Source organism: Tessaracoccus sp. MC1865, assembly GCF_017815535.1.
Taxonomy (GTDB): domain Bacteria; phylum Actinomycetota; class Actinomycetes; order Propionibacteriales; family Propionibacteriaceae; genus Arachnia.
On record NZ_CP072596.1, the window covers coordinates 2807941 to 2831628 of the forward strand.

Genomic DNA, 23688 nt, shown 5'->3' on the forward strand with positions numbered 1-23688 from the left:
CCCACCAGAGCGGCGGCTAGCCTGAGCAGATACCGGAAGGATTCCCCTATGCGCATCAGCGTCCCCCGCGAGGTCAAGAACAACGAGAACCGGGTCGCCATCACCCCCGTCGGCGTCCAGGAACTCACCCATCGCGGGCACGAGGTCGTCGTGGAGGCGGGCGCCGGTGTGGGATCCAGCTTCACCGACGACTCGTATCGTGATGCCGGCGCCTCGGTGGTGGCGGACGTGGACCGCGTCTGGGGCGACGCCGAGCTCGTTCTCAAGGTGAAGGAGCCCGTCGCCTCGGAGTACCGCCACCTGCGCGAGGGGATCAGCGTCTTCACCTACCTCCACCTGGCCGCGGACGAACCGCTGGTGGACGCGCTGCTCAGCTCCGGCGCCACGTCCATCGCCTACGAGACGGTGCAGAAGCCCACCGGGCTGCTCCCCCTCCTCTACCCCATGAGCGAGGTGGCGGGGTGCCTCGCCCCCCAGATGGGCGCCTACCACCTGATGAAGACGCAGGGCGGCCGCGGCGTGCTGATGGGCGGCGTGGCGGGCGTGCCCAACGCGAAGGTGCTGGTGCTGGGCGGCGGCACCGCCGGCCAGAACGCCGTCAACACCGCCCTCGGCATGAACGCCGACGTGACCATGCTGGACACCGACATCGACAAGCTGCGCCAGGCCTACTGGCGCTGGGACAACCGGGTGCACGGCCTCCGCTCGTCCGAAATGGCCATCCGGGAGCACCTGCCGCAGGCGGATCTGGTGATCGGCACCGTCCTGATCCCAGGCGCCCGGGCACCGCGCCTGGTCACCAACGAGATGGTGGCCACCATGAAGCCGGGCTCGGTGCTGGTGGACGTGTCCATCGACCAGGGCGGCTGCTTCGAGGACAGCCGGCCCACCACGCACGACGACCCCACCTACCAGGTGCACGGCTCCACCTTCTACTGCGTGGCCAACATGCCCGCGATGGTGCCCAACACCTCGACGTGGGCGTTGACCAACGCCACGCTGCCCTACGTGGAGCGGATCGCCGAGCACGGCTGGCGCGAAGCCATGCGTATCGACGCAGCGCTGGCGAAGGGTCTGGCGACGCACGCCGGGCGGCTCACGTCGCAGCCGGTGGCCGAGGCCTTCAACCGTGACTGGGCCCCCGTCGAGGACGTGCTCGCAGACGCCTGAAGCCCGGCAGGCGGCTCAGCCCGCGAGGAACGGTGCGACGGCGGCCTTGGGCCGTCCGATGATCGCGCGGTCTCCGCGGATCAGCACGGGGCGCTGTGCCATTTCCGGGTGCTCAGCCAGCACCTTGGCGACCTGCTCGGCGGTGCGGACGTCGTCGTCGGACAACGTGCTGCAGTTGAAGTTGGCGTCGCGGCGGACCAGGTCCGTGGGGTCGCCGTCGAGCTTGGCGATCACCTCGAGCCACTCCTCCTCGGTGAGCGGCACCTTGACGTAGTTGCGCACGGTGAGCGCGAACGGCGACGCCTCTGCCGCCTCGAGCGCGGCGCGCGAGGTGGAGCAGCGCGGGTTGTGGAGGATGGTCAGCTCTGACATGGTCGCCCCTTCTCTCTGATCACCGCCAACCTACCGCCGACCCGCGACGATCCCAGGGATAACAATCCGGTTGCTGTTGGCCGCGGGGCGGGGCCGACCGGAGGGCACGGCCCCAGACTTGGAAGATGAGGACACGGTCAATGCTGATGGTGCTGCTGCTGCTCGCCGGGATCGGCGTCGTGAGCTGGCAGCAGGCCCCGCGCGCGGCCGCGTGCAGCTGTGTGGCCCAGTCGGTCACGGAACACGCCGAGAGCGCGGACCTGGTTGCGGAGGGCGTCGTGGTGGGTGTGGACCGGCCCGAGAACCCTCAGAGCTCCATGGATGACGCCACCTACACCGTCGAACTCACCCGCTTGTGGAAAGGCCCCGAGGCCCCCCAGGTGGCCGTGCTCTCCCCGGTCAGCGGCGCGAGCTGCGGCCTGGAGGGACTCTCCGAGGGCATGACCATCGCGCTGTTCTCCCGCGACGACAACGGCGTGTGGCGATCAGACCTCTGCGACGGCACCGGCCCCATGACCGAGGCGATGGCCGCGGAACTGACCACCGCGGAGGGCGAGCCGACGGTGCTCACCCCGTCGGCCGACTCCTCGACGGCGCCCTCCCCCGGCCCCGACAACGGCAGCCCGGCGGTCCTCTACGCGGCGCTGGGGGTGGCCGCGGCCGCGCTGCTGGCGCTGGTCGTGCTCGGTTGGGCGCGCCGCCGTCGCTCCGACTAGACGGCCGCCGGCGGCGCTGTCCAGCGCTGCTTGAGCCAGCGCCACCCCCGTCGGATCCTGGCCATCATCGCCAACGCGAGCCAGATCATCAGGGCCAGCAGGACCGCGGCCACGACCGCGGCCATCACGGGGAACAGCACTGCGAGGGTGGTGACGCCGACCACCCCGATGTCGCCGGCGACCGAAGCGGTCACGTTCGAGACCGGCTCCGGCGAGCTGTTGACGGCCAACCGGATCCCCGCCTTCGAGAGGTGGCTGAGCAGTGCCGTGACGCCGCCCACCGCGGCGAGCGAGATGGTGAGGAGGTCGCCGTTGGCGCCCGCGATCAGGGCGCCGATCACCGCGCCCGCCACCGGGCGGATGACGGTGGAGGGCACGTCCCAGACCGAATCGATGACCGGCACCTTGTCGGCCACCAGTTCCACCAGGGCGAGGATGCCCATGACGATCAGGACGTCGGTGCGCTGGAACCCCTCAGGGACTCCGCCGGTGTTCAGGAAGCGCCCGAGGATGCCGAGGATGAACACAGTGGCGTACGCGTTGATGCCCGAGGCCCAGCCCGAGGCGAAGGTCATTGGCAGCAGTTCCATGCGTTGAAGTATGCGTCGCGGGCACGCTCAGCAACAGGCCTGCAGGCCGGGATCAGGGGGAAATGGGGGCCGGCTCAGTCCTCTGCGGGGGTCCAGCCTGCCGGCATCTGGACGAGCAACCCACCGTCCTCCACCTGCACCAGCAGCGACCTGATCTCCCCGAAGTGGTCGCCGTCGAGTTCGATCTCCTCCGGCCGGTGGAAGGTGATCTCGATCTCGCGGCACTGCTGGTAGTTCAGCTCGCGGCTGCGGTCGCGCTGCTTGCGGACGAATTCGCTGCGGGTGCGGTGCAGGATGGCGTTGTCCACCAGCACCTTCCAGGCCACCCTGGGCCAGCCGAAGACGCCGCGGGGGAAGACGCCGACCACGTCCAGCACACCGTCGTCGACGGCCGCGTCCGGCAGCAGCAGCACGTTGCCGCCGATGGAGCCGCAGTTGCCGATCAGGATGGTGTGCAGGCGGGCGCGCTCGGGTTCGGATTCGTCGAGCCGGTAGGTGAGCCGCATGCGATGGTTGCGGAACAGCGCCTCGACGCCTGCCTTCACGTACGCGAGCATGCCCACGCGCTTCTTCAGCTTCTCGTCGGTGGTCGACATGATCTGCGCATCCAGCCCCACCCCCGCGGCCACGAGGAAAACGCGTTCCTCCTCGTCGCCGTTGGGGCGGACCCAGCGGGCGATGCCGAGGTCCACCTTGCGGGGCTTTCCGTTGAAGGCCGCGTCGACGGACTCCGGCAGGTTGTCGAGGGTGAGGTCCAGGTTGCGGGCGAGCAGGTTGCCCGTGCCCTGCGGCGCGAGCGCCAGCGGGACCCCGCTGTCGCGCAGCCCTTCGGCGACGCAACGGATGGTGCCGTCGCCCCCCACGCCGAGCACCACGTCGACGCCCTTCTCGACGGCCTCGCGCGCCATCCCGACTCCGGGGTCGTCCTCCTCGGTCTCCAACCAGAGGACCTCCCCCCAACCCGCTTCGACGCGTGCCGGCTCGACGACCGCCTCGAGGTCGGCGCGGTCGATCTTGGTGGGGTTGAAGATCACGGCGAGAGTGCTCATGTCCCTAGTGTGGCCGTTCCCGGGGCGGCTCGGGTCGATTGGCAAGGGGCTCAGTCCTCCCACACCGGGACGTCGCGGGGTTCGAGGACGCCTTCCTGCAGCACCACGATGGCCCAGGGCTCCACAGTGGTGGCCCCTTCCATGATCATTCCCTCGCCCTCCTGCCAGTAGTTGTGCGCGGGCTCGGCCCATGACGCGGTGTCGATGAGGCGGCGCAGGACGCACCCCTCGGCGGGCATCGGCAACGTGAAGTCGATGGGGTGCTCGGCCATGTTGATCAGCACCCAGAAGTCGTCGCCGGGGTTGTTGATGCGCACCGCCACGGCCCGGTGGCCCTCCTCCGGGTAACCGTCGCCCGTCGGCGTGGAGAACAGGTAACTGACGTCCCTGTTGTCGGGGATGAGGTCACCCCAGTGGGTCTGCTGCAGCGCCTCGTGACGCTGCCGGAGATTGGCGATGAAGGTGGCGAACCGGAACAGCGAGTTGGCATCGTCCTGGTTGTCGAAGCGCCCGAAGTTGTCGTGGTAGGCCGCGTCGACGCCTGCCTCGACGTCGACGAGGTGGGGCGCCGCCGTCGGGATCATGGCGTAGTTGTTCAGCATGGCCAGCGAGTCGAGCTCCCAGGGGTTGTTGTTGCCGTTCTGGGTGCGGCCGAACTCGTCGCCGGCCACCACCATCGGCACGCCGCGGGAGAAGAACAGGATGGTCCACAGGTTGCGCACCCGCTGGCGGCGCAGCGCCTGGGAGCCACCCGAATCCCAGGACAGGTTGTTGTCGGAGCCGCCGTCGGAGGGCCCGAACGGGTATGGCTGGTCGTTGTTCTTCTCCTGGTAGCTGACGAGGTCCACCATGTTGAAGCCGTCGTGCGCGTCGACGAAGTTGATGGACTTCTGCGCGCCGCCCGAGTCGTGGAAGTGGTGGTAGTCGCCGTTCATCATGTCGAGGAAGTCACGCATGTTGGCGTCGCCCTTGCTGAAGCGGCGCACCGCGTCGCGGTACCGGCCGTTCCATTCGCCCCAGCCGCGCGGGAAGTTGCCCACCTCGTAGCCCCACAGGTCCCACGCCTCGGCGATGACCTCGATGTGCTCACTGGCGGCGAAGTCCGCGATGGCGACCAGCAGCGGGTGGTCCGTGAAGAACCGCTTCTGGTTGGCCCAGTCCTCCGGGTGCGCCTCGTCCGGTTTGCGGCCCAGCACGGTGGCAAGGTCGAAGCGGAACCCGTCGACGCCCATGTCCGTGGTCCAGTAGCGCAGCGAGTCCAGCACCAGCCTGCAGGCGGCGTCCGACGAGAAGTTGAGCTGGTTGGAGGTGCCGGTGGCGCCGTCGACCAGCACGAAATCGGCGGTCATCTGGTAATAGTCGGCCGTGGCGAAGCCGCCCAGCGAGGTGAAGCCGGTGCTGTTGACGTCGCCGTCCCAGTTGCCGCCCTCGGCCGTGTGGTTGTAGACGACGTCGAGGTAGACCTCCATGCCGACGGCGTGGAAGGCGGAGACCATCTCCTTGAACTCCCGCGTCGGGCCGCCGTAGCTCTGGTCCGACGAGTAGCCGCGGTGGGGCGCGAAGTAGCTCAGCGTCATGTAGCCCCAGGCGTTGGTGTAGCCGCGGCGGGCGGATTCCGACGCGTTGGTCTGCTGCAGCGGGAGCAGTTCGACGGTGGTGAAGCCCAGCGCCTTCAGGTAGGGCGCCATCATGCCGGCGCCCTTGTAGGTGCCGCGATACTCGTCGGGGATGCTCTGGACCCCCTCGTAGCCGGGCTCGTCCTTCAACAGCTCGCTCAGCCGGCAGACGGACGGGTGCCCGGTGAGCTGCGGCACCGAGACCTCGTAGATGGCCGACTTCTCGGGGGGCAGGTGGGGTGTGTCGACCATGGGGGTGTAGTCGGTGATCACGATGCCCTTCGGCGCCTGGCGGGCGGTGTCGACCGAGCGCCGCGTGGGCAGCGGTTCTTCGGGCTCGACGTCCTCGACGGCCGGGGTGGGGTCGACCTCCGCAGGGCCGGTGCCGAACACCTCATCGTTGCCGTGCTCGAGGATGCTGTCGGAGAAGACGTTGTGGCTGATCTCGCGCGCATAGGGGTCGAACAGCACCTTGTTCGGGTTGAACCGGTTGCCGTCCTCGTCCATGTCCGCCTCGAAGCCCTCCTCCGTGCCGGGCTCCCAGGTGTCGACGTAGGGCCAGTTGCGGCCCCAGACCCGATAGCCGTACAGGGCCCCGAGCGGCAGGCCCTGGATGTTGGCGCGCCAGATCCCGTCCGGCCCCTTGGCGGGGAGGAAGGTGTGGGACGCGTCGGCGCCCAGCGCCTCCGGATAGATCTCCAGTTGGACGCGGGTGGCGGCCGGGGCGTGGACGGCGAACGTGATGCCTTCCGCCGAAGGGCTTGCTCCGAGCGGCCAGTCCGCGGTGGGCCAGCCGGGTTCGTCGAGTGCGATGATCATCCCTCGATTGTGGCAAACACTGGGGCCGCCCAGTAAAACACGCCTCATCCTGCGGCAGGCCGTACCCCGGCGGCGCCACCCCACACCATGAAAATTCTCCTCGGACGGGCACTCCGAGGGTCCCGCGGCGCCGTAGTCTCTCAGGATGTACAGGCACGTCTTCTGGGACCTGGGCGGGACGCTCGTCGACACCTATCCGGCGCTCGACGCGGCACTGGCCGACGTGGTGCGCAGCCACGGCCTCGAACTGTTGGATTCAGAGGTGGCGATGCTGACGCGCAGGTCGACGGGCGAGGCCATCGCCGCGCTGAGCGGGCGCTTCGACCTGCCGGAGTCGGAGTTCGAGGACGCCGAGGCTGCCTTGAAGACGCGGTGGAGGTCGGCTCCCCCGCCGGCCATGCCCGGCGCCCGGGAACTGCTGCGCGATGTCTCCGCGGCGGGCGGTCTCAACCTCGTGGTGACACACCGCGACCGCAGTTCCGCCCAGACGCTGCTGGACGGGCTGGGACTCGTGGTCGACGACCTCATCTCCACCTCCGACGGCCACCCGCGCAAGCCTGACCCCCAGCTGTACCTGATGCTGATGGAGCGGCACGGGCTGGACCCGGCGGACTGCCTGAGCGTGGGCGACCGGCCGATCGACGCGGAGGCCGCCATGGCGGCGGGGATGACGGCGGCCACGGTGGAGTCGGCTGCTGCTCCCGTCGACGACGCGGCCGAGCACTCAGTCGCCCACCTGGACGACCTGCGCCCGCTCCTGGGCCTCGATTCTCGGCCGCACGGGGCCTAGAGGAAGTCGTTCCAGCTGTCGACCTGGTCCTTCAACCGCTCGTAGAGCCCTTCGAACTGGTCCTTCTGACCGGAATCACTGAGGGCCTGGTCCACCGCGGAGATGGCGTCGCTGGCCAGTTGTTCGTCGCCGCTGCGGAGCGCGCTGGAGAGATCGCGCAGGCCGGCGTCGACGGCCTTGCGCGCGTCGTTGTCGAGGTTGCCGCCCGTGAAGGCTTCACGTACGGCGGTGCTGAGCTCATCGGCCGCCGCCTGAGCCGACTGCGCGGCCCCCTCGATGTTGCCCGGGTCCGCCGGTGGGGGCGCCTGAGTGACAGGGGGCGCGGTCTCCACGGGCGGTTCAGTCTGCGGCGGAGGCGCCTCGGTAGTGACCGGGGCCGTCGTTGCCGGCGCAGCCGTCGTCGTCGCGGGGGCGGCCGAAGGGCTGGGGCTGGGCGAGGGCGTGGGGCTGGGGGACGCCTCGGTGGTCTGCGGGGAGGGTGAGACCGAGGGCGAGGCGTCGACGCTCGGGGAGGTCGACGCCGGCACGGCAGCGGTCGGCGACCGGTCAGCCGTGAGCTGCGGGTCCCCGGACAGCAGCCACCAGGCGAAGCCCACGACCAGCAGCACGGCCAGCGTGATGAGGCCGATCAACAGGCCCCGGCGGCTGCTCTCTTCCTCTTCTTCCATGGGGAGCACGTCGTCGTCGGTGCCCTCCGGGTCGACGGCGGCTCGGGCTGGCGCAACCACAGGCGCCGCAACCACCGGGCCGGGGGCATCTGCCGGGTAGGCCCGCATGGGCGCGGGGAGGTCCGCCGCCGGCACCACGGCGGTGTGTTCGCCCTCCACCACGGGTGGCGGGAGGAGCTGGGTGACGGCCTCGGAGGTCTCGGCGCGCAGCGCTGCCTCAAGGGTGGCCGCGTCGGTCGGCCGGGCCTCCGGGTCTTTGGCCAGCATGGCGGCGACGATGGCGGCCAGCTGCGGTGGCACGTCGGGACGGGCCTCCTGGATGTTGGGCACCGGCTCGGTGGCGTGGGCCATCATCGTGGACACCGCGGTGGGGCCCTGGAACGGGGGCCGGCCGGTGATGAGGGCGAACAGCACGCAGCCGAGCGCGTAGATGTCTGCGCGCTGGTCCACCCGCATCCCGCGGGCCTGTTCCGGCGCCAGGTAGGCGGCGGTGCCGATGACGGCACCGGTGGCGGTCAGAGGCGAACCGGAATCTGCCACCGCCTCGTCGATGATGTGGGTGATGCCGAAGTCGAGCACCTTGACCGCACCGTCGGCGGCGCGGGCGATGTTGCCGGGCTTGACGTCGCGGTGCACCAGGCCGGCGTGGTGGGCGGCGCCGAGCGCGGCGGAGACCTGGATGGCGATGCTGCGGATCTCTTCGAAGGGGAAGGCGCCGCGGGTCCGCAGTTCGTCCGCCAGCGTGCTGCCGGGCAGCAGCTCCATGACGAGGAATGCCCGGTCATTGTCGACGCCGGCGTCGAAGACGGTGACGATGTTGGGATGGTTCAGCGCGGCCGTGACGCGGGTCTCGCGGCGGAAGCGTTCCGCGGTGACCTCTGCGTCCTCCATCTCCGCGACCACCTTGACGGCGACCTCGCGGCCCAGCACCTGGTCCCGGGCGCGCCAGACGGTGGACATGCCGCCGCGACCGAGCCTCTCCTCGAGCAGGTAGCGGCCGGCGAGGACGTACCCGGGGCCGGGTTGGGTGCTCTCGGTCATGCTCTGAGACTATCCCTCGCCGCCGCCAGGATCGGGCACCGCGTCTCACGCCCCCGGTCAGGGGCAGTTGGCCGGCGGCTCAGTCGTCGTCGACCTCGCCGGCCAGGGCCTTGGCCGCGAGGTTCTCCTCCTCGGCCACCTCCCAGACCTCCTTGGCGGCGTGGAAGTTGAGCACGACGATGCCGAGGCCGAGGATGAGGTCCGGCCATCCGTTGGGTACCACGGTGAGCGTCAGGATGCCCATGGCGATGATGCCGATGTTGATGATCACGTCGTTGCGGGCGGCGAGCCAGGCGGCCTTGGTCATGGAGCCGCCGTGGTCGCGCTGGCGCAGCAGCAGGAACGCGCACAGGGAGTTGACCACCACTGCGCCGCCTGCGGTGAGGATCAGCGACAGCGGATCAGGTGCGTCCGGGTGGGAGAACTTGGCCACCGCCTGCCACAGCGCCGCGGCTGCCGGGGCGAGGATGACCACCGCCATGACCTTGCCGGCCTTCGCGCGCCGCGCGAGCGGCCAGCCGAGGGCGCCGAAGATCAGCAGGTTGACGGCGGTGTCCTCGAGGAAGTCAACCGAATCCGCGAACAGCGACACCGACCCGATGGCCCACGCCACCGTCGCCTCGATGAAGAAGTAGCCCAGGTTCAGGCACGCCACCACCAGCACGGTGCGGCGCAGCAGGCGGGCCTTGGCGGGGTCGAGGTCGATCACGAGGTGAATCTACTACCGCATGGGATGTCCGCCAGCAGGGGGCGTCCGCGCGGGCCCACACAGGGAGGTCCGCACTGGAGAAGATCTGATGCGGCCGCCGCGTCAGCCTTCCGCGAGCACGTCCTTCATAGACTCCGGGCCCCACGTCAGGATCTGGGCGTTGGGGATGGCCGTGAAGAGGACGGCGTTGCCGTGGCCCACGAAGACCGTCTGGTCCTCGCTAGGCTCGGCGTAGATCTCGTAGCCGGCGTCCGCGGCGCTGCTCATGACGGAGTCGATGACTGGCTGCGGGTCCTCGTCGATCATCATCACGGCTGACTGCTCCGACTGCGTCACGATGGTGCTCTCCGGCAACTTCATGCCCTTCGGCACGGTGACGTCCATGGGGCCAACCTTGATCACCTCTGTCTGGATCTCGCCGGTGAACGCCTCCTCCTCCGGCTGCGGGAGGCCGCTCTGGGTGCCACCCGCCGGGGCGGACGCGGTGGCCTCGGGCGCAGGCGTGGGTTCGTCCGAGCCGGTGCAGGCGGCAAGCGAAAGCGCGGCGACAACGGTGACGGCAAGTGCGGCGGGTCTCATCCTCATGGGCGCAATTCTATGTAGCGTCCGGAGGCAGGCCCTCGAAGAGGTCCGTGGCCGGCCCGTCGCCCTGCGGGAACGGCTGCCCGGCACCCAGGAGATAGGCCTCCCCCGCGCCGGGGAGTTCCTGCATGATCGAGAAGAACTGCCAGAACGGGTCCTCCGCGTTGACCTGGCTGCGGTGGGTGAAGAGCGCGCGGCGGCAGATGTCGAGGTACGGCTGCAGCTCGACCACCGCGACGATCTGTTCCGGGTCCGGGCCGAAGCGGCGCTCCGCCTCGTCGCTGTGGTCGTGATCGGCACCCCACAGCTCCAGCCCCCGCTCGCGAGCGATGGCGTAGGCCTCCGCCCAACGGCTGGTGTTGTGCGTGTTCCAGAGCACCCGCTGCACCTCCCAGGGCGGTCCGAGATCCGGCCTGTGCGACGGTGTGGCCGCCAACTGCACGGCGTACATCAGCACGCGGTGGGCCTGGATGTGGTCCGGGTGGCCGTAGTTGCCGTGCGGGTCGTACGTCACCGCCACCTGCGGGCGGCGGGTGCGGATGACATCGACGAGGTGGTCCGCCGCCTCGAGGAGGTCCGCGCGCCAGAAGGCGTTGGCCGGCATCTCGTCGGGCACGCCCGCGCGGCCCGCCTCCGTGGTGATCATCCCGCTGTCGTGGTAGCGGCCGACCCCGCCGAGGAAGAGGTGGTCCGTGACGCCGATGACACTCATGGCCTGCGCGATCTCCTCCTGCCGGTGCACGCCCAACTCCTGCGGGGAGTAGTGCGCCCAGTCGGGCACCAGGATCTCGCCGAGTTCGCCCAGCGTGCAGGTCACGAGCGTGACCTGGGCGCCTTCGGCGAGGTACCGGGCCATGGTGGCGGCGGACTGGCTGGATTCGTCGTCGGGATGGGCGTGCACGAGCAGGAGCCGGCGATCAGGGAGCATGTCCTTCAGCATAGGCACCGTCAGTTCCTGAGCAGAGTGGCGAACTCGACGAAGTCGTCGACCTCAACCTTGCGCTTCGAGCCCACGAGGGCGTCGGCGAGTTCGTCGGCGCCGGCGCGGACGCGGCGGCCCAGCGAGGCGACACCCGGGCCGCCAAAGTCCGACGTCGCGGCGAAGATGGCCGTGCGCATGGTCAGCGCGCCCAGGTAGCTGAAGAGGGGGCGCATGGCGAACTCGAGCATCAGCGAGTGGCGCTCCGTGCCGCCGGTGGCGGCCATGAGGACCTGCTTGCCCTTGAGCGTGTCCATGTCGAGGATGTCGAAGAAGCTCTTGAACAGGCCGGAGATTGAGGCCGAGAACGTGGGACTGACGACGATGAGGCCGTCCGCGGCGGCCACGGCGTCGGTGATGCGGGCCAGTTCGCCGGTGGGGAACCCGGTGAGCATGGCGTCGACGATGGGGTGGGCCAGCTCGCGGAGTTCCGCGACGGTGACCTCGAGCTCCTCCCCCTTGGCGGCGAGGGAATCACGCAGCCGGGCGACGATGTCGTCGCTCAGCACGCGGGTGGACGACGGCGACCCCAGGCCGCCGGAAATAACGACGATGCGCTGCATGTGTCTCTCCTCAGAGCTTGTTGTCGTCTTCGGCGCGGGTGCCGGTCCAGCGGTCCACCTGCGGCTCGCCGGGCGCCGCCTCCTCGACGGGCCCCCGGGCGGCGAGCAGGCTCGCGTGGGTGGGGGCGTCGGGCACGTGCGCGGGCTTGAGCTTCGCGAACTCCTTGCGGAGCACGGGCACGACCTCTGCGCCGAGCAGGTCGAGCTGCTCGAGCACCACCTTCTGCGGCAGGCCGGCGTGGTCCATGAGGAACAGCTGGCGCTGGTAGTCGCCGGCGTACTCGCGGAAGCCGAGCACCCGCTCGATGACCTGTTGGGGCGACCCGACGGTGAGCGGCGTCTCGCGGGTGAAGTCCTCCAGCGACGGGCCGCCGCCGTAGACGGGGGCGTTGTCGAAGTACGGGCGGAATTCGCGCACGGCGTCCTGGGAGTTCTTGCGCATGAACACCTGGCCGCCGAGCCCGACGATCGCCTGGTCCGCCGTGCCGTGGCCGTAGTGCTCGAAGCGGCGGCGGTACAGCTCCACCATGCGCTTGGTGTGCGACGAGGGCCAGAAGATGTTGTTGTGGAAGAAGCCGTCACCGTAGTAGGCGGCCTGCTCCGCGATCTCGGGGGAGCGGATGGAACCGTGCCAGACGAACGGCGGGATGCCGTCGAGCGGGCGTGGCGTGGAGGTGAAGCCGTGCAGCGGGGTGCGGTACTTGCCCTCGAAGTTGACGACCTCCTCGCGCCACAGCGCGTGCAGCAGCGAGTAGTTCTCGACGGCGAGCCCAATGCCCTCGCGGATGTCCTTGCCGAACCAGGGGTAGACCGGGCCGGTGTTGCCGCGGCCCATCATGAGGTCGACGCGGCCCTCAGCCAGGTGCTGCGCGTAGGCGTAGTCCTCGGCCAGGCGCACCGGGTCGTTGGTGGTGATGAGCGTGGTGGCGGTGGAGAGGAGGATCTTCTCGGTCTTCGCGGCCAGGTACGCCATCAGGATGGGCGGGTTGGCCGGCGCGATGAACGGCGGGTTGTGGTGCTCACCGGTGGCGAACACGTCCAGACCCACTTCCTCAGCCTTCATGGCGAGCTCGACGGTGGCCCGGATGCGGGCATTCTCCGTGGGCGTCCGGCCCGTGGTGGGGTCCGTGGTGACGTCACCGATGGTGAAGATGCCGAACTGCATGATGTGCCTTTCCTTCAAGCTGATGTCATCACTGTACAACATACTTGAGGATTCAACTATTCCTCTCCCCGGGCCCAAGCGCGCCGGCAGCTCAGGGTTGCAGCACCACCTTGAGGCAACCGTCGGACTTGGTCTGGAACATCTTGTAAGCCTCCGAGGCCTCAGACAGCGGCACGCGGTGGGTGGCGAAGCCCTCCAGCCCCATGACGTCGCCGTCCTCCAGCGCGAGGGCCAACAGTTCATCGGTCCACCGGGGCACGTTGCACTGGCCGAGGCGCAACGTCAGCTGCTTGTCGAACAACGTCATCATGGGCATGGGATCGACCATCCCGCCGTAGACGCCGGCGACCGACAGGACGCCGCCGCGACGGACGGCGTCGATGGCGGTGTGCAGGGCATCCAGCCTGTCGATGCCGAGGTCTTTGAACATCCGGCGGCCCACCGGCTTAGGCATACGGGCGGTCCCGGCGATGATCTGCGCGGTGACCGGATTGCCGTGCGCCTCCATCCCGACGGCATCGATGACGCAGTCCGGGCCGCGGCCGTCCGTACGTCCGCGCAGCGCCACGGCGACATCCTTGACCTGACGGTAGTCGACGGTCTCCGCGCCCCACTCCTCGGCCAGGCGGAGCCGCTCGTCGACGAGGTCGACGCCCAGCACCCGGGTGGCGCCCTGGCGGAACGCGGAGCGCACCGCCATCTGCCCCACCGGGCCCAGCCCGAGGACCGCGACGGTGTCGCCGGGCTTCACCTCCGCGTACTTCGCCGCCTGCCACGCGGTGGGGAGGATGTCGCTGAGGTAGAGGAACCGCTCGTCGTCGAAATCGGCCGGGAGCTTCACCGGCCCGAAGTCGGCGTGCGGCACCCGCACCCGCTCCGCCTGCCCGCCCGGCACGCCGCCGTACATCGAGGTGTACCCGAACAGCGCCGCCCCCCGGCCCTGTTCGCGCACCTGCGTGGTCTCGCACTGCGTATGGAGGCCGCGGGTGCACATCCAGCAGTGGCCGCAGGTAATGGTGAACGGGACCACCACGCGGTCACCCACGGCGAGGTTCTGCACCGCGCCGCCGACCTCCTCGACGATGCCCATGAACTCGTGGCCGAGAATGTCGCCCTTCTCGAGGAACGGCGCGAAAGTGGAGTAGAGGTGCAGGTCCGAGCCGCAGATGGCGGTGGAGGTGACGCGCAGCACGGCGTCTGTGGGCTCCATGATCCGCGGCTCGTCGACCTCCACGGTGCGGATGTCTTCAATGCCTTGCCAGGTGACTGCAAACATGTTCCAGCCTCACATGACGCGGCCGGCGGCGACACCCCTCATGGGGTGGTGCTGGGGCGGCTCCGCCTGAGGCGAAACAAGAGCTCCGTGACGACAGCGGCCCTCGGTCAGACGACGCGGCGCATCCAGCCGTGCTTGTCCTCCGCGCGGCCGTACTGGATGTCCACGAGGTGCTGGCGGATCTCGCGGGTCTTGCTGCCCGGCATGCCGTCGGCCACCTGCTGGGGGCCGCGGTCCGGGGAGTTGAAGCCGGTGATGGGGGTCACGACGGCGGCGGTGCCGCAGGCGAACACCTCGGCGATCTGGCCGCTGGCCACGCCGTCGAGCACCTCGTCGATGGAGATCTTGCGTTCAACGGCCTTGAGGTCATGATCCGCCGCGAGTTCCAGGATGGATTCGCGCGTGACGCCCGGCAGGATGGTGCCGAGGGCCGGCGTGAGCAGTTCGCCGTCGGCCGTCACGAACATGATGTTCATGGTGCCGCACTCCTCCACCCACTTGCGCTCCGCGCCGTCGAGCCACAGCACCTGGCCGCAGCCGTTGGCCGCCGCCTCCTCCGTGGCGATCAGGCTGGCGGCATAGTTGCCGCCGCACTTGGCGGTGCCGGTGCCGCCGGGGGCGGCGCGCGTGTAGTTGGGGGTGATCCACAGCTTCACGGGCTCCGAGTAGTACGGGCCCGCGGGCGTGGCGATCACGGCGTAGCGGTAGGTGTTGGCCTCACGGACGCCGAGATAGGGCTCCGAGGCGATGGTGAACGGGCGCAGGTAGAGACTCTGCTCGTTCTCGCTGACCGGCACCCAGTGGTGCTCCAGCTTCACCAGTTCCTCCACCGACGCGAGGAAGAGGTCTTCCGGCAGGACGGCCATGCCCAGGCGGCGGGCGGAGTTCACGAAGCGGGCGGCGTTGCGCTCGGGACGGAACAGCCAGATCGAGTCGTCGTCGTGGCGGTAGGCCTTCAGTCCCTCGAAGATCTCCTGGCCGTAGTGCAGGACGGCGGAGGCGGGGTGCAGCGCCCATTCGGTGGTGGGCACGATGCGCGGTTCCTGCCAGCCGTCGCCACTGATGTAGTCGATCACTGCCATGTGGTCCACGTAGTAGCGACCGAAACCGGGGTCTGCGAGCGCCGCGTGGCGGGCTGCTTCGGCGGTGGGGGTCGTGCTGCGTTTGATGGAGAACTGGGCCATGGAGGTGATGGTATCCCCGACGCACACCGGCGCCGGCGGGGGTCCACTCATCAAACCGCGGCTGAGCACCAGCCCCATCCATGCCGCACGGCCCGAATCCAGATGTGGGGCCGTGGACGACGCCGAGTCTAGATGTGGCGCGTCCCCCGGCCGACGAGGGGTCGCCGCCACCCGTCCGCCCGGCCTAGGCTGGCGCCATGACCGAACAGACCAGGAGCCCCCGCGCGGTCGACGTGCAGCGCGTGTCGTCCACCGATTTCCGCGCCACCAACGAGCGCGGCGGCGAGATCGCCATCGGCACCGGCGGCGACGACCTCTTCACCCCCGTGGAACTCCTGCTGGCCGCCATCGCCGCCTGCGGATCGATCGACGTCGACATGCTGACCACCCGCCGCGCCGTGCCCGACGTGTTCGCCGTCGAGGCGTCCGGCACCAGCGTCAAGGACGAGACGGGCAACCGCCTGGAGGACATCCGGGTCACGTTCGACGTGCGCTTCCCCGAGGGCGAGGACGGCGACCGGGCCCGCCGGATCCTCGACAAGTCCATCGAGCGCGCCCGGGATGTCCTCTGCACCGTCTCGCGCACCGTCGCCCTCGGCACCCCGGTGGAAATGGTCCCGGCCAACCGGGAATGAAATGGCCCTCCCCCGGGTTGGGAGATGGGCAGGGCGGCTGACCGGCCGACCCGAATGAACACAGGAGCCGTCATGAAGAAACTCTGGAAAGCAGTCGCCGCCATAGCAGCCATGGGCGTGATGCTGACCGGCTGCGGCGGCTCCGACGACGGAGCGGATCCCGCAGCGGTGGGCGCAGACCCGGAGGCCGCCATCGAGATCGGCTCCATCTACGAGCCCGGCAACCTCAGCAACACCGGCGGCGGCGGCCAGGGCGTCACCGAGGCCCTGGGCGGCAACGTCTACGAGGCCCTGATCAAGCTGAACGACGACGGCTCCATCAGCAACCTCCTCGCGGAGGACTACGCGGTCAGCGACGACGGCCTCACCTACACCTTCACGCTGCGCGACGGCGTGAAGTTCCACTCCGGCCGCGACCTGACCGCAGCAGACGTGCAGGCCAGCTACGAGGCAGTGGTGGCCGAGGATTCCCAGGCGGCCCGCAAGTCCAGCTTCGCCGTCGTGGATTCCGTGGCGGCCCCCGACGACAAGACGGTGGTCTTCACGCTCAACTCGAAGTCCATCTCATTCCCGTACTACATGGCCTACGTGTGGATCGTGAACCCGGAGCTCGGCGACCCGCTCACAGAGACCGACGGCACCGGCCCCTACACGCTGGACGAGTGGAAGCGCGGCAGCACGCTCAGCCTGGTGCGCAACGACGACTACTGGGGCGACAAGGCCAAGAACGGCCGCGTCACCTTCAACTACTTCACCGACGCCAGCGCCTTGGGCAACGCCCTACTGACCGGCCAACTCGACCTGGTCACCACCATCCAGAGCCCGGATTCGCTCGTCCCGTTCGAGGACAACGACGAGTTCCAGATCAGCGAGGGCACCTCGACGGTGAAGGAACTGCTGGCGTTCAACGACCGGGTCGCCCCGTTCGACGACGCCCTCGTCCGCAAGGCGGTCTACTCCGCCGTCGACCGCGAGAAGCTCCTCAACGCGATCTGGGACGGCCGCGGCACGCTGATCGGCTCCATGGTGCCGCCCACGGACCCCTGGTACGAGGACCTCACGGACCTCAACCCGTACGACCCGGAGCTCTCCAAGGAACTGCTGACCGAGGCGGGCCTGGCGGACGGCTTCGAGTTCGAACTCCAGACCCCCAACTACGACCCGCACCCGCAGGTGGCCGAGTTCCTGAAGTCGGAGCTGGCCAAGGTGGGCATCACGGTCAACATCAAGACCATCACCGCCGACGAGTGGTACTCCAACGTGTTCAAGGAGCGCGCCTTCGAGGCCACGCTGCAGGAACACGTCAACGACCGCGACGTGGTCTGGTACGCCAACCCCGACTTCTACTGGGGCTACGACAACGCCGAGGTGCAGACGCTCGTGGCCGAGGCAGAGCAGGCGGATTCGCCCGAGGCGCAGGCGGAGAAGCTGAAGGAGGCCAACCGGATCATCGCGGATGAGGCCGCCAGCAACTGGCTCTACCTGTTCCCGCAGATCGTCGTGGCGCACAAGGACATCAGCGGGTTCCCGGTCAACGGCCTGAACTCCCAGTTCTTCGTCTACGGCATCACCAAGGGCTAATCTTTGGCAATGATCCAGCGGGAAACCCGGGCGGGCGCATGACCAGTTACCTGGTGCGCCGGCTCGGGTTTCTGCTGCTCAGCTTCCTCCTGGCGATGCTGCTGATCTTCGTGCTGTTGCGCCTCCTTCCGGGTGACCCGGCCAACGCGCTGTTGTCCGTCGACGCCACGCCGGAACAGATCCAGGCGGCGCAGGAGCAGGTGGGCTCGAACCTGCCGCTCGGGGAACAGCTCACCACCTGGCTCTCCGACGTTGCCCGGCTCGACCTGGGCAACTCCTTCATCTCCGGCAGCCGGGTCCTGCCCGACATCGCCCAACGGCTGACCGTCACGCTGCCGTTGACACTCATCGCGTTCGCGCTGTCGGTGGTCGTCGCCGGCCTGCTGGGCTACACCGCGGCCGTGCGCTCCAACACCCGGCTGGGCGTGCTGCTGTCCGGCGTGGCCCAGGTGGGCATCGCGGTGCCGGTCTTCTGGATCGGCATCCTGCTCGTCTGGCTGCTCGCGCTGGAGCTGCGGCTGTTCCCCTCGGGCGGTTTCCCGCGCACGGATTGGGAGGATCCGCTCGCCGCGCTCACGTCGTTGACGCTGCCGGTGATCACCATCGTCTTCGTGATGAGCGCCTCCCTGACGCGCTACGTCCGCTCCGCCGTGCTGGACGTGCTGGACGCGGACCACCTGCGCAACGCCCGAGCTCTGGGCGCGAGCCCCACCGAGGCCTTCCTCCGTCACGGGCTGCGCAACGCGTCGGTGCCGGTGATCTCCATCCTGGGCATCGAGCTGGCGTCCACCCTGCTGGGCGCCGTGGTGGTGGAGGCCGTCTTCAACCTGCCGGGGCTGGGATCCATGCTGACCAAGGCCATCGCGGAGCACGACTACCCCAGCATCCAGGGCGTGCTGCTGGTCACCACGCTGTTCGTGCTGTTGATCGGTTTCCTCGCCGACGTGGTGCAGCGCCTCGTGGACCCGCGGCTGCGCGTCTCACTCTCGGGGGCCGACGCATGAGCGCCCCGGTCGAGCTGCCCGCGGCCGTCGTGCCCGCGCCGGCCCGCCGGCGGGCGCGGTTGCCGCTGACGCTGCTGGTGGGCACGGCATTCCTGCTGTTCGCCGTGGCGCTCGGAGTCGTCTCCCTCGTCTGGTTGCCGTTCGACCTGGCGGACACCTCCGGCGGGCGCCTCGAACCGCCCGGCGCCCAGCACTGGATGGGCACCGACAGGCTGGGCCGCGACACCTTCAGCTTCATCATGGCCGGCACCCGCATCGCGCTGACCGTCGGCGTGGGCAGCTCGGCCATCGCCATGGTGGTGGGCACGGTCATCGGGCTGATCGCCGCGTTCTCCAGGGGCTGGCTCGACGACATCCAGTCGTCGCTGCTCGACGTGCTCATCGCGTTCCCCACGCTGCTGCTGGCCATGCTCATCGGCGCCGCGCAGGGCGCGAGCCTGGGTTCCGCCGTCGTCTCCATCGGGCTGGCGGCCTCCGCAATCGTCGCGCGCCTCACCCGCATCCTCGCCAAGAGGCTGCTGGGCGCGCAGTTCGTCACGGCCGCCCGAACGTCGGGCACCGGCTGGCTGGGCATCATCCGCTCGCATCTGCTGCCCAACATGTGGCCCACGCTCGTGGTGGCGGGCGCGTTGATCTTTGGGGCCGCCGTGCTGGCGGAGGCGTCGCTGTCCTACCTGGGGCTGGGCGTGCCGCCGCCCAACTCGTCGCTGGGGCGGTTGCTGCAGGAGTCCCAGTCGACGGTGAACTCGGCGCCCTGGGGAGCCGTCGCGCCGGGTGTGGTCATCGTGATCATCGTGCTGGGGGCCAACTTCGTCGCCGACGGGCTGCGCGAGCGGCTCGACCCGACGCGGAGGGAGCGGTCGTGAGCTACCTCGAAGTCTCCGATATGGCCGTCGTGGCCGGCGGCCGGCGGGTGGTGGACGGAGTGTCGTTCGCCGTCGACGCCGGTGAGCGCGTGGGCATCATCGGCGAATCCGGCTCCGGGAAGTCGCTGAGCATCTTCTCGGTGTTGGGGCTGCTGCCGCGCGGGCTGCGGGCCTCCGGGTCCGTCCGGGTGGACGGGCAGGAGATCATCGGCGCGTCTGAGCGGTCCCTCGCGGGCGTGCGGGGCGCGAAGGTGGCGATGGTGTTCCAGGATCCCTCCACCGCACTGGATCCGCTGACGCGCGTGGGGGCGTTCCTCGCCGAGCCGCTGCACCGACACCGTGGGCTGGGCGGCTCCGGCCTGGAGGCGGCCATCCGGCAGGCCCTGGACGAGGTGGCGCTGCCGTCGACGGACCGGGTGCTGCGCGCCTTCCCGCACGAACTGTCCGGCGGGCAACGCCAGCGCGTGGCGATCGCGGCCGCCCTGGCGTGCCGGCCGAAGATCCTGCTGGCGGACGAGCCCACCACCGCGCTCGACGTGACGGTGCAGGCGGGCGTCCTGAGCCTGCTCGCCCGGGTGGTGGAGGAACACGAGATGGGGTTGCTGTTCGTCTCGCACGACCTCGCCGTCGTCTCGCAAACCGTCACGCGGGCGCTGGTGATGCGCGACGGACGCGTCGTGGAGGAGGGGCCGGTGGAGGCCCTGATCACGGACCCCCGTGACCCGTACACGCACCGGCTGGTGGGCAGCGCTCGGGCGCTGGACCGTGCGCTGACCACCGGGAGGCTCGAGTGACGATCCTCGCGCTGGAGGGCGCCACCTACCGCTACCGCGGGGCCACAGAGCCGGCCCTGCAGGGGCTTGACCTCGCCGTCGACAAGGGGCGGAGCTTGGGCGTGGTGGGCGAATCGGGTTCCGGCAAGACCACCGCGCTGCGGCTGCTGCTGGCACTGGCGTCGCCCAGCGAGGGGCGGGTGCTGTTCGACGGCGAGCCGCTGTCGCTGCGGAACGCCGGGCAGGTGCGGCGGCTGCGTCGCGCGGTGCAGCCGGTCTTCCAGGACCCGTACGCGTCGCTGGACCCGCGGATGCGGGTGGACCGCATCGTGGCCGAGCCGCTGGTGTCGCTGGCGGTGGAGCGCGACGGCGCCCGGCGTCGAGCCCGGGTGGCCGACGCGCTGGCGGAGGTGGGCCTGGAGCCCGACGTCCTGAAGCGCTACCCGCACGAGTTCTCCGGCGGGCAGCGGCAGCGCATCGCCATCGCCCGAGCCCTCGTGACCAACCCCGAGGTGCTGATCGCCGACGAGCCGGTGAGCGCCCTCGACGTGACCACGCGCATCGAGGTGATCGCGCTGTTCGACAGGCTGCGGAAGGACCGCGGGCTGAGCATCGTGATGGTGTCGCACGACGTCAGCGTCGTGGCCGCGCTGTGCGACGAGACGGTGGTCCTGCAGGACGGCCGGCTCGTCGAATCCGGCCCCACGATGGAGGTGCTGAACGCACCACGGGAGCCGTACACCCAGGCGCTGATCGCCGCTATCCCGCGGCTCGGCGCCGCCGGATAGGGTGACGGCGTGACCGTCGAGACCACGGACTCCCCCGACGTCGCGCGCAGGCCGGGATGGAGCGCGTCGCTGATTCCCGCCGCGCTGGTCTCCCTCTCCGCGTTCTTCCTCTTCGGCCTCGAGGCCCGGCCCGTCGGTTACCTGACGATGGCGCTCGGCATCGCCCTGGCCGTCTGGCTCGACCGGGTCCTGCTCCGCGACCTCCTGCTGGTCGCCGTCGGCCTCATCATCGTCTCCACCATCTCGGTGCGCGCCGACGTGAGTTGGGGCAACGTGGCGCTGATGGGCACGGTGCTGACGCTGGCCGTGGCGGTGCCGTACCTGCTCAACCGCTTCGGCTACGGAGACCACACCATCCGTTTCCACTGGCTCTCAGGCCGCTGGACGACATGGATGTGGGCCTATCTGCTGGCGGTGCCGGTGATCGGCTGGGTGCTGCTGCCCACCTACTTCGTGCGCTCCGGTGCGTACCGCAACTGGCCCGCGCTCGAGGACTGGACGGAGGTGGCCCGCTTCTTCGTCGGCGTGAACTTCGTGGGTTCCTGGGACGAGTTCTTCTTCATCATCACGATCTTCGTGCTGCTGCGCCGGCACTTCTCCTTCTGGTTCGCCAACGTGCTGACCGCGGTGATCTTCGTGTCGTTCCTCTGGGAGTTGGGCTACCAGGAGTGGGGCCCGCTGCTCACCACCCCGTTCGCCCTCCTCCAGGCGTACCTGTACTCGAAGACCCGCTCGCTGCTGTACGTGCTGGTGGTGCACCTGCTGTTCGACGTGGTGGTGTTCCTGTCGATCGTGCACGTGCGCTACCCGCAGCTGCAGATGTTCTTCTACCTGTGGTGACTCAGCCCTGCTTGCGGGCCTTCTCCAGGCGGGCGTACATCTCGTCCACCAACTCGCGGAAGCGCTTCTCCACCTCGCGGCGACGCACCTTGAGTGTGGGCGTCAGCAGCCCGTTGTCCATGGTGAATTCCTCGTGCAGGACGGTGGTCTCCTTCGGCCGCTCCTGCGATGGCAGCCGCGCCGTGATCTCGTCGACGCGGCGGCGCAGCTCGTCGAGCAGCTCGCTCGAGTTCATCCAGTCCTTCATCTCGCCCGGCCAGGAGAAGCGCTTGGCCAGCTCCTCCACCGCGGGCAGCGACGGCTTGACCAGCAGCGTCACGAACGGCCTGTTGTCGCCGAGCAGCACGGCGTGTTCGAACAGCGGGTCCGCCAGGATCAGGCCCTCGATGGGCTGCGGGGCGACGTTCTTGCCGCCGAGGGTGACGATGATGTCCTTCAGCCGGTCCGTGATGATGAGGAAGCCGTCGGTGTCGACGTAGCCGACGTCGCCGGTGTGCAGCCAGCCGTCCTTGATCACCTGATCTGTGGCCTCCTGGTCGTTCCAGTAGCCCAACATGACGTTGAGACCCTTGTAGAGGATTTCGCCGAAGTCGCCGATGCGGAGTTGGCCGCCCGGCAGCACCTTGCCGGTGGTGTTCTCCTTGAAGTCGTCCGGCGCGTTGAACGACACCAGCGGCGAGGCCTCCGTCAGCCCGTAGCCCTGCATCACCGGCAGACCCACCGACGCGAAGAACTCCTCGATCTCCGGGCGCAGCGGGGCGCCGCCGCAGGCCAGCACGGTCTTCGGGCCGCCCAGCGCGGCGCGGACGTTGCCGAGCACCAGCTTGTCGGCGATCCGCAGCTTCGCGCGGAGCGAGGCGCCGGGCTCACGGCCGGCGCGGAACGCGTACTGGTTGTGCCGGCCCACCTTCAGCGCCCAGGCGAAGATCGCCCGCTTCACCGGCGACCCGCCGGCCTTCTGGTGCGCCGTGGTGTAGACCGTCTCGAACAGCTTCGGCACCGAGACCATCAGGGTGGGCTGGGCCAGCACCATCTGCTCCGCGACGGTGCGCGCGTTCTCGACGTAGGTGTTCATGCAGCCGTGCATCAGCACGACGTAGGTCCAGGCCCGCTCCAGCGCATGCGAGAGGGGCAGGAACGACAGCGAGTGGTCGTCGGGGGTGATGTCGAAGAACTGGTCCAGCGCCTCGGACTGCATCACGAACGCCTTGTGCTGGAGCATCACGCCCTTGGGGTTGCCGGTGGTTCCGGAGGTGTAGATGATCGAGGCGAGGTCGTCCCCGTCGGCCCCGGCGAAGCGCTCTTCGACGGCGGGGGTGGGCTCGGCCAGGAAGTCCGCGTAGCTGACGATCTGGGGCGGCATGCCGTCGTAGGGCCTGGTGATGATGACATGCTCCAGCTCCGGCAGGGAGTCGAACACCTCCAGCACCCGCTCGGCCTCAGACTGGTTGCCGACGAACATCACCGTCAGGCCCGAATCCTGGGCGATGTGCTGGATCTGCTCCGGCGTGGACGTGGCGTACAACGGCACGGGCACCGCACGCACCAGGCCGGAACCGAGGTCGATCTCGGACCACTCGGGGCTGTTGCCCAGGAAGATGCCCACGCGCCCACCGGTTTCGACGCCCAGGTTCAGGAGACCCTGACCCACCCGTCGGATCTGCTCACCGAACTGCGCGTAGGTCTGCGTTCGCCACGCGTCGTTCTCGCGGATTCTGGTGGCGGTGCGCTGGCCATGCTGCTCGATGATGCTGCGGACGCGTGCGACGACGTGATTCATGGGGTTCCCCTCCGTTGGGCGTTCTCCAGCCTAACGCGCACCGTGACAGACGTGCCCGCCGGTGTCTAGACTGGTCGGACCCGACCTTGGAAGTGACATGACTGACTGAGCCGGGCGCGCCCGTTGGCGTGC

23 protein-coding genes are annotated in these 23688 nt (G+C 69.4%); 10 read left to right on the top strand and 13 right to left on the bottom strand.

The window, feature by feature from the left end:
* The first annotated feature begins 48 nt into the window (after window positions 1–48).
* Window positions 49–1170 carry an alanine dehydrogenase gene (gene ald, locus J7D54_RS13045; protein WP_182763270.1) on the top strand — a complete coding sequence of 374 codons (1122 nt, stop codon included), beginning with the start codon at window positions 49–51 and terminating at the stop codon, window positions 1168–1170.
* 15 nt (window positions 1171–1185) lie between these two features.
* On the opposite strand, the gene J7D54_RS13050 is transcribed toward ald, so the two are convergent.
* A complete protein-coding gene (locus tag J7D54_RS13050; RefSeq protein ID WP_182763269.1) occupies window positions 1186–1542 on the bottom strand; it encodes an ArsC/Spx/MgsR family protein in 357 nt (118 codons plus the stop codon).
* A 125-nt stretch (window positions 1543–1667) separates the two neighbouring features.
* Between J7D54_RS13050 and J7D54_RS13055 the strand changes: the two genes are divergently transcribed.
* Entirely contained in the window at window positions 1668–2258 is a 591-nt protein-coding gene (locus J7D54_RS13055) for a hypothetical protein (RefSeq protein ID WP_182763268.1), read from the top strand.
* Here the strand turns inward: J7D54_RS13055 and J7D54_RS13060 are convergent.
* From J7D54_RS13060 to J7D54_RS13070, 3 genes are all read right to left on the bottom strand, one after another.
* Window positions 2255–2848: a DUF4126 domain-containing protein gene (locus J7D54_RS13060; RefSeq protein ID WP_182763267.1), complete on the bottom strand. Its 594-nt coding sequence runs from the start codon at window positions 2846–2848 to the stop codon at window positions 2255–2257. The two genes, J7D54_RS13055 and J7D54_RS13060, sit on opposite strands and share 4 nt — an antisense overlap.
* 74 nt (window positions 2849–2922) lie before the next feature.
* A complete protein-coding gene (locus J7D54_RS13065; RefSeq protein ID WP_182763266.1) occupies window positions 2923–3897 on the bottom strand; it encodes a diacylglycerol kinase family protein in 975 nt (324 codons plus the stop codon).
* Between the two features lie 50 nt (window positions 3898–3947).
* Window positions 3948–6332 (bottom strand): alpha-amylase family glycosyl hydrolase, encoded by a 2385-nt coding sequence (locus J7D54_RS13070; RefSeq protein ID WP_182763265.1) that lies wholly within the window; start codon window positions 6330–6332, stop codon window positions 3948–3950.
* Window positions 6333–6477: 145 nt separating this feature from the next.
* On the opposite strand from J7D54_RS13070, the gene J7D54_RS13075 reads away from it, so the two are divergent.
* Window positions 6478–7122 carry an HAD-IA family hydrolase gene (locus tag J7D54_RS13075; protein WP_182763264.1) on the top strand — a complete coding sequence of 215 codons (645 nt, stop codon included), beginning with the start codon at window positions 6478–6480 and terminating at the stop codon, window positions 7120–7122.
* Here J7D54_RS13075 and J7D54_RS13080 read toward each other — a convergent pair.
* The 8 genes from J7D54_RS13080 to J7D54_RS13115 all read right to left on the bottom strand — a co-directional run bounded on the left by J7D54_RS13080 (window position 7119) and on the right by J7D54_RS13115 (window position 15289).
* Window positions 7119–8831, bottom strand: a complete 1713-nt coding sequence (locus tag J7D54_RS13080; protein ID WP_182763263.1) for a serine/threonine-protein kinase — start codon at window positions 8829–8831, stop codon at window positions 7119–7121. The two genes, J7D54_RS13075 and J7D54_RS13080, sit on opposite strands and share 4 nt — an antisense overlap.
* Before the next feature lie 79 nt (window positions 8832–8910).
* The gene (locus J7D54_RS13085; RefSeq protein WP_245244022.1) at window positions 8911–9540 is read right to left on the bottom strand and encodes a cation transporter; all 630 of its coding nucleotides are present in this window, start codon (window positions 9538–9540) and stop codon (window positions 8911–8913) included.
* 102 nt (window positions 9541–9642) lie between these two features.
* A complete protein-coding gene (locus J7D54_RS13090; RefSeq protein ID WP_182763262.1) occupies window positions 9643–10125 on the bottom strand; it encodes a hypothetical protein in 483 nt (160 codons plus the stop codon).
* 10 nt (window positions 10126–10135) lie between these two features.
* A complete protein-coding gene (gene mshB / locus J7D54_RS13095; protein ID WP_182763261.1) occupies window positions 10136–11050 on the bottom strand; it encodes an N-acetyl-1-D-myo-inositol-2-amino-2-deoxy-alpha-D-glucopyranoside deacetylase in 915 nt (304 codons plus the stop codon).
* Between the two features lie 20 nt (window positions 11051–11070).
* The gene (locus J7D54_RS13100) at window positions 11071–11664 is read right to left on the bottom strand and encodes a CE1759 family FMN reductase (protein ID WP_182763260.1); all 594 of its coding nucleotides are present in this window, start codon (window positions 11662–11664) and stop codon (window positions 11071–11073) included.
* A 10-nt stretch (window positions 11665–11674) separates the two neighbouring features.
* Complete coding sequence (locus J7D54_RS13105) at window positions 11675–12829, bottom strand: LLM class flavin-dependent oxidoreductase (RefSeq protein ID WP_182763259.1); 1155 nt, start codon at window positions 12827–12829, stop codon at window positions 11675–11677.
* 91 nt (window positions 12830–12920) lie between these two features.
* Window positions 12921–14105 (bottom strand): zinc-dependent alcohol dehydrogenase, encoded by a 1185-nt coding sequence (locus J7D54_RS13110; RefSeq protein ID WP_182763258.1) that lies wholly within the window; start codon window positions 14103–14105, stop codon window positions 12921–12923.
* Between the two features lie 107 nt (window positions 14106–14212).
* Complete coding sequence (locus J7D54_RS13115; protein WP_182763257.1) at window positions 14213–15289, bottom strand: branched-chain amino acid aminotransferase; 1077 nt, start codon at window positions 15287–15289, stop codon at window positions 14213–14215.
* Between the two features lie 197 nt (window positions 15290–15486).
* Between J7D54_RS13115 and J7D54_RS13120 the strand changes: the two genes are divergently transcribed.
* The 7 genes from J7D54_RS13120 to J7D54_RS13150 all read left to right on the top strand — a co-directional run bounded on the left by J7D54_RS13120 (window position 15487) and on the right by J7D54_RS13150 (window position 21776).
* Window positions 15487–15924 carry an OsmC family protein gene (locus J7D54_RS13120; protein WP_182763256.1) on the top strand — a complete coding sequence of 146 codons (438 nt, stop codon included), beginning with the start codon at window positions 15487–15489 and terminating at the stop codon, window positions 15922–15924.
* Window positions 15925–15996: 72 nt separating this feature from the next.
* Complete coding sequence (locus tag J7D54_RS13125) at window positions 15997–17505, top strand: ABC transporter substrate-binding protein (RefSeq protein ID WP_182763255.1); 1509 nt, start codon at window positions 15997–15999, stop codon at window positions 17503–17505.
* Window positions 17506–17543: 38 nt separating this feature from the next.
* Entirely contained in the window at window positions 17544–18509 is a 966-nt protein-coding gene (locus J7D54_RS13130) for an ABC transporter permease (protein WP_182763254.1), read from the top strand.
* Window positions 18506–19375: an ABC transporter permease gene (locus tag J7D54_RS13135; protein WP_182763253.1), complete on the top strand. Its 870-nt coding sequence runs from the start codon at window positions 18506–18508 to the stop codon at window positions 19373–19375. The genes J7D54_RS13130 and J7D54_RS13135 overlap by 4 nt, the downstream gene beginning before the upstream one ends.
* The gene (locus J7D54_RS13140; protein WP_220486215.1) at window positions 19372–20169 is read left to right on the top strand and encodes an ABC transporter ATP-binding protein; all 798 of its coding nucleotides are present in this window, start codon (window positions 19372–19374) and stop codon (window positions 20167–20169) included. The genes J7D54_RS13135 and J7D54_RS13140 overlap by 4 nt, the downstream gene beginning before the upstream one ends.
* Window positions 20166–20936 carry an ABC transporter ATP-binding protein gene (locus J7D54_RS13145; RefSeq protein WP_209455145.1) on the top strand — a complete coding sequence of 257 codons (771 nt, stop codon included), beginning with the start codon at window positions 20166–20168 and terminating at the stop codon, window positions 20934–20936. The genes J7D54_RS13140 and J7D54_RS13145 overlap by 4 nt, the downstream gene beginning before the upstream one ends.
* A 9-nt stretch (window positions 20937–20945) precedes the next feature.
* Window positions 20946–21776: a type II CAAX prenyl endopeptidase Rce1 family protein gene (locus tag J7D54_RS13150; RefSeq protein ID WP_209455146.1), complete on the top strand. Its 831-nt coding sequence runs from the start codon at window positions 20946–20948 to the stop codon at window positions 21774–21776.
* 1 nt (window position 21777) lies between these two features.
* Here J7D54_RS13150 and J7D54_RS13155 read toward each other — a convergent pair whose 3' ends face one another.
* Window positions 21778–23556, bottom strand: coding sequence for a long-chain fatty acid--CoA ligase (locus J7D54_RS13155; RefSeq protein WP_182763252.1), 1779 nt, complete (start codon window positions 23554–23556; stop codon window positions 21778–21780).
* Window positions 23557–23688: the final 132 nt, after the last annotated feature.

Excerpts from the sequence above, each read along its gene's own strand:
- J7D54_RS13105 (WP_182763259.1), bottom strand. The coding sequence starts at position 12,829 with ATGCAGTTCGGCATCTTCACCATCGGTGACGTCACCACGGACCCCACC.
- J7D54_RS13155 (WP_182763252.1), bottom strand. The coding sequence starts at position 23,556 with ATGAATCACGTCGTCGCACGCGTCCGCAGCATCATCGAGCAGCATGGC.
- J7D54_RS13070 (WP_182763265.1), bottom strand. The coding sequence starts at position 6,332 with ATGATCATCGCACTCGACGAACCCGGCTGGCCCACCGCGGACTGGCCG.
- J7D54_RS13115 (WP_182763257.1), bottom strand. The coding sequence starts at position 15,289 with ATGGCCCAGTTCTCCATCAAACGCAGCACGACCCCCACCGCCGAAGCA.
- J7D54_RS13060 (WP_182763267.1), bottom strand. The coding sequence starts at position 2,848 with ATGGAACTGCTGCCAATGACCTTCGCCTCGGGCTGGGCCTCGGGCATC.
- mshB (WP_182763261.1), bottom strand. The coding sequence starts at position 11,050 with ATGCTCCCTGATCGCCGGCTCCTGCTCGTGCACGCCCATCCCGACGAC.
- J7D54_RS13110 (WP_182763258.1), bottom strand. The coding sequence starts at position 14,105 with ATGTTTGCAGTCACCTGGCAAGGCATTGAAGACATCCGCACCGTGGAG.
- J7D54_RS13120 (WP_182763256.1), top strand. The coding sequence starts at position 15,487 with ATGACCGAACAGACCAGGAGCCCCCGCGCGGTCGACGTGCAGCGCGTG.
- J7D54_RS13055 (WP_182763268.1), top strand. The coding sequence starts at position 1,668 with ATGAGGACACGGTCAATGCTGATGGTGCTGCTGCTGCTCGCCGGGATC.
- J7D54_RS13075 (WP_182763264.1), top strand. The coding sequence starts at position 6,478 with ATGTACAGGCACGTCTTCTGGGACCTGGGCGGGACGCTCGTCGACACC.
- J7D54_RS13065 (WP_182763266.1), bottom strand. The coding sequence starts at position 3,897 with ATGAGCACTCTCGCCGTGATCTTCAACCCCACCAAGATCGACCGCGCC.
- ald (WP_182763270.1), top strand. The coding sequence starts at position 49 with ATGCGCATCAGCGTCCCCCGCGAGGTCAAGAACAACGAGAACCGGGTC.
- J7D54_RS13135 (WP_182763253.1), top strand. The coding sequence starts at position 18,506 with ATGAGCGCCCCGGTCGAGCTGCCCGCGGCCGTCGTGCCCGCGCCGGCC.
- J7D54_RS13100 (WP_182763260.1), bottom strand. The coding sequence starts at position 11,664 with ATGCAGCGCATCGTCGTTATTTCCGGCGGCCTGGGGTCGCCGTCGTCC.
- J7D54_RS13050 (WP_182763269.1), bottom strand. The coding sequence starts at position 1,542 with ATGTCAGAGCTGACCATCCTCCACAACCCGCGCTGCTCCACCTCGCGC.
- J7D54_RS13080 (WP_182763263.1), bottom strand. The coding sequence starts at position 8,831 with ATGACCGAGAGCACCCAACCCGGCCCCGGGTACGTCCTCGCCGGCCGC.
- J7D54_RS13130 (WP_182763254.1), top strand. The coding sequence starts at position 17,544 with ATGACCAGTTACCTGGTGCGCCGGCTCGGGTTTCTGCTGCTCAGCTTC.
- J7D54_RS13090 (WP_182763262.1), bottom strand. The coding sequence starts at position 10,125 with ATGAGGATGAGACCCGCCGCACTTGCCGTCACCGTTGTCGCCGCGCTT.
- J7D54_RS13125 (WP_182763255.1), top strand. The coding sequence starts at position 15,997 with ATGAAGAAACTCTGGAAAGCAGTCGCCGCCATAGCAGCCATGGGCGTG.